General features: G+C 63.3%; 4 protein-coding genes. All 4 read left to right on the top strand.

Going from position 1 to position 3,785, the window contains the following annotated elements; genetic code table 11:
- Positions 1 to 137: 137 nt before the first annotated feature.
- From ADADOO_RS07150 to rsmD, 4 genes are read left to right on the top strand one after another with little or no spacing between them, the layout of a single operon-like run.
- Entirely contained in the window at positions 138 to 1,496 is a 1,359-nt protein-coding gene (locus ADADOO_RS07150; RefSeq protein ID WP_511276239.1) for a M16 family metallopeptidase, read from the top strand.
- Between the two features lie 12 nt (positions 1,497 to 1,508).
- Positions 1,509 to 1,913 (top strand): hypothetical protein, encoded by a 405-nt coding sequence (locus tag ADADOO_RS07155; RefSeq protein ID WP_511276241.1) that lies wholly within the window; start codon positions 1,509 to 1,511, stop codon positions 1,911 to 1,913.
- On the top strand, positions 1,910 to 3,199 hold the full coding sequence (locus tag ADADOO_RS07160) for a M16 family metallopeptidase (protein WP_511276243.1): 1,290 nt from the start codon (positions 1,910 to 1,912) through the stop codon (positions 3,197 to 3,199). Before ADADOO_RS07155 ends, ADADOO_RS07160 begins: the two co-directional genes overlap by 4 nt.
- 3 nt (positions 3,200 to 3,202) lie before the next feature.
- On the top strand, positions 3,203 to 3,757 hold the full coding sequence (gene rsmD / locus ADADOO_RS07165) for a 16S rRNA (guanine(966)-N(2))-methyltransferase RsmD (RefSeq protein ID WP_511276245.1): 555 nt from the start codon (positions 3,203 to 3,205) through the stop codon (positions 3,755 to 3,757).
- The last annotated feature ends 28 nt before the right edge of the window (positions 3,758 to 3,785 follow it).

Here is a 3,785-nt window from a genome sequence, read left to right on the forward strand (position 1 = left end):
GCCGGATTTTTTCAGGAAACTGAACATGGGAATGGGGGTCTCAAGCCTTGCTGACAGGCGGGCGGCAAGCCGTTAAGATGCCGTCCGGTTCGATGCAAAATCAGCCGCGAATTCTAGCAGAAAGCCCAGCCCCCCCCATGCGCCTCAAATACCTGCTCTCCGTTTTGCTCGCTGCCGCGTTGTCGACCGCAGCTTTCGCCAACCCTTACGAAACCACGCTCAAGAACGGCCTGCGTATCATTGTCAAGGAAGACCACCGGGCGCCAACTGCCGTCCAGATGGTCTGGTACCGCATCGGCAGCACCGACGAGGTCGATGGCGCCTCCGGCGTCGCCCACGTGCTCGAACACATGATGTTCAAGGGCACGCCGAGCGTCGGTCCCGGCGAGTTCAACAAACGCGTCGCTGCCGCTGGCGGACGTGACAACGCTTTCACGAGCCGCGATTACACGGCCTATTTCCAGCAGGTGCCGAAGGAAAAGCTGGCCGACGTGATGCAGCTCGAAGCCGACCGCATGCGCCATCTCAACGTGGACGCCAAGGAATTCGCCCAGGAGATCAAGGTCGTTATGGAAGAGCGCCGCATGCGCACTGACGACAATCCGCAATCCAAGCTCTTCGAGCAAATGAATGCCGTGGCCTTTCAGGCCCACCCCTACCGCCGGCCGATCATCGGCTGGATGAACGATCTCGAGACGATGACCGCGGCCGATGCCAAGGCCTGGTACGACACCTGGTACGTGCCGAACAACGCTTACGTCATCATCACCGGCGACGTCGATCACAAGGAAGTCTTCGCCCTGGCCGAGAAATATTACGCGCCGCTCGAAGGCCGCCCCCTGCCGGTTCGCCGGCAACAGATCGAGCCGGCCCAGGAAGGGACGCGCAAGGTCACCGTCAAGGCGCCGGCCGAACTGCCGGTGCTGATCATGGGCTACAAGGCCCCTGTCCTGCGCGACATCGACCAGGACAGCGATCCTTACGCGCTGGAAATGCTCGCCTCCATTCTCGACGGCCATGACGCCGCCCGCTTCAACAAAAAGCTGGTCCGCGAGGACAAGGTCGCCTTGTCGGCCGGCATCGATTACGACGCCACGGCGCGCGGCCCCGGCATGCTTTACCTGCACGGCACGCCCTCCGAAGGCAAGACGGTCAGCGATCTCGAAGCGGCCCTGCGGGCCGAAATCGCCCGCGTTCAAAAGGATGGCGTTAGCGAACAGGAACTCAAGCGGGCCAAGGCGCAACTGATCGCCGGCCAGGTCTACAAGCTCGACTCGATGTTCGGCCAAGCCATGGAAATCGGCCAGATCGAAGCGGTCGGCCTGCCCTACCAGAAGCTCGACCGCATGCTCGACAAGCTACAGAAGGTAACGGCCGCCGACATTCAGGCCGTCGCCAAAAAATATTTCAACGACGACGCGCTGACCATCGGCCTGCTCGACCCACAACCGCTCGACGGCAAGCCGCGCCGTCCGGCCGTTGCCACTCGCCACTGAGCCGGGGTCATCATGGCTTTACCGTGGATGACTATCCTGAGCAATGTGCCGTGGAGCGACGTGCTCGGCAAGGCACCGATCATCGCCGATGGGGCGAAAAAGCTGTGGAAGGGCATGGGCCGCAAGAATGCTGACGGGGCCGTCGTCGATGCCGACCCCGTGGTGGCGCCCGATGCCGATTTCGCCACACGGCTGGCCGGGCTAGAAATCGCCCAGCGAAAAATGCGCACACAAATGCTCGCCTCCGGCGAATTGATTCAGGCGCTGAGCGAACAGAACGCCCAGTTGGTCGTCCAGATTGATGCCAACCGCCGCCTCGTTCGCACCTTGGCCTGGGGCCTGGGCGCGACGGCGCTGGTCGCCGGCCTCGCCCTGCTGCTCGCCTGGCAACCGAAATTATTGGAGTTTTTGGCATGAAAAGACTGTTGACCGTAGCAATCGCCCTGCTCATCTCGCAAGTCGCCCTGGCCGGCGTCAAGATCGAGCACTGGGTCTCGCCTTCCGGCGCCCGCGTCTATTTCGTCGAAAGCCGTGTCTTGCCGATGCTCGACGTGCAGGTCGATTTCGCCGCCGGTTCGATGTTCGACCCGGTCGGGAAATCCGGCCTCGCCGCGCTGACCCGTGGCGCCCTCGACCTCGGTGCCGGCAAGTTCGATGAAACCGCCATCGCCGAACAAATGGCCGACATCGGCGCCAGCCTGGCCGGCGGCGCCGACACCGACCGCGCCAACGTCTCGCTGCGCACCCTGTCGGCCGTAGATAAGCGCGAGCCGGCGCTGGCCATCCTGAACAGCGTGCTGCACGCTCCGCGCTTCGACGCCGCCATTTTCGAGCGTGAAAAGGCGCGCACCATCGCCGGCCTCAAGGAAGCGATGACCCGCCCGGACAGCATTGCCGGCAAGGCTTTCTGGGCCGCCATGTACCCGAACCACCCGTACGGTCATCAGGCGACGCCGGAAAGCGTCGCCGGGCTCAACCGCGACGATCTGGCCGCCTTCCATAGCCGCTACTACAACGCGGCCAACGCCAGCATCACGCTGGTCGGCGACCTGTCCCGGGCCGACGCCGAGAAGATTGCCGAAGCGATCGCCACCGGCCTGCCCAAGGGCGTGGCGGCGACGCTGCCGGACGCCCCACGGTTGCCAAGCTGGAGCCATATCAATCTGCCCCACCCGGCCAGCCAGGCGCACGTTTATATCGGCCTGCCGGCGATTGAGCGCGGCAACGCGGATTTCTTCCCGTTGCTCGTCGGCAACTACACGCTGGGCGGCGGCGGTTTCGTCTCGCGGCTCATGAAGGAAGTCCGCGACAAACGCGGCTACGCCTACAGCGTCTACAGCTACTTCGCCCCGCTCAAGCAGACCGGGCCCTTCCAGATCGGCCTGCAGACCAAGCGCTCGCAAGCCAAGGATGCGCTCAAGGTGACGCGTGAAGTGCTCACCGGCTTCCTCAAGGACGGCCCGAGCGAAGAAGAACTGGCGGCCGCCAAGGCCAACCTGACCGGCAGCTTCCCGCTGCGCCTGGACAGCAACCGGAAGATTCTTGAGAACGTCGCCAACATCGGTTTCTACGGCCTGCCGCTCGATTACCTCGACCACTATCAAGCCAAGGTCCAGGCGGTGACGACCGACGACATCCGCCAGGCTTTTGCCCGCCACGTGCGGCCGGACAACCTGATTACGGTGACGGTGGCGGCTGACTGAACCTTGAACTCGGTCCGCATCATCGGCGGCGACTATCGCCGCCGCGTCCTCAAGTTTCCCGATAGCGAAGGCCTGCGTCCAACGCCGGACCGCGTCCGCGAAACGCTGTTCAACTGGCTGGGCCAGGAACTCGACAACCTGCACTGCCTCGACCTGTTCGCCGGCAGCGGCGCCCTCGGCTTCGAAGCCGCATCGCGCGGCGCGGCGCGCGTCGTGATGGTCGAACAGGCGCCGAAAGTGCTGGCGGCGTTGCACGAAAACCACGAAATGCTGCAAAAGCCGGCAACGATAACGATCATTCGTGCGGATGCGCTACAATATTTGGCCTCGACGACAGCAAAATTCGACCTGATCTTCCTCGATCCGCCCTTCAAGAAAGGCTGGATTGCCCGCCTGGAGCCACTCCTTCCCGGCGTATTGAACGAAGATGCAGCGATCTACGTCGAAGCAGAACACGAAATCGAATCGCTTGGCGATTGGCGCACGGTACGCCATGGCCGGGCGGGCGAAGTCCATTACCACTTGTTGCGGCGAGACACCGGCGGGAATCCAGCTTGAGCAAACTCAACCATCGCGTAGCGATCTA

This window comes from Azonexus sp., assembly GCF_036170495.1.
Taxonomy (GTDB): domain Bacteria; phylum Pseudomonadota; class Gammaproteobacteria; order Burkholderiales; family Rhodocyclaceae; genus Azonexus.